1 pseudogene is annotated in these 303 nt (G+C 61.4%); it reads right to left on the reverse strand.

The window, feature by feature from the left end:
• A pseudogene (locus ACTJLA_RS26875) lies at positions 1–80 on the reverse strand (cell envelope biogenesis protein OmpA); the annotation flags it as partial.
• Positions 81–303: the final 223 nt, after the last annotated feature.

A 303-nucleotide genomic window follows, 5' to 3' on the forward strand; every position in this document is an offset into this window, starting at 1 on the left:
TGCTGGCCAGGGATCGGGCCGAGGTTGACTTCGACGCGACGGTTCTGCGCACGGCCATTCACGTCGGCGTTGCTGGCAATGATCGAATGATCGTTCCCACGCTCTGCGTGGGAACGCATCCCGTGACGCTCCGCGTCACCGCACAAGCCTCGACTTTTGCGCCATCAGTGGGACGCGGAGCGTCCGAGCGGGCATTCCCACGCAGAGCGTGGGAACGATCAAAAAAAAAGGGCGCCGTGCATTGACTGCACGGCGCCCTTTTTAGTGCCCAGGGTTTACTGGTATTGCTGGTACGGATTGCCC

Origin of the sequence: Pseudomonas sp. 22072, from assembly GCF_052046095.1 — a bacterium.
Taxonomy (GTDB): domain Bacteria; phylum Pseudomonadota; class Gammaproteobacteria; order Pseudomonadales; family Pseudomonadaceae; genus Aquipseudomonas; species Aquipseudomonas paracarnis.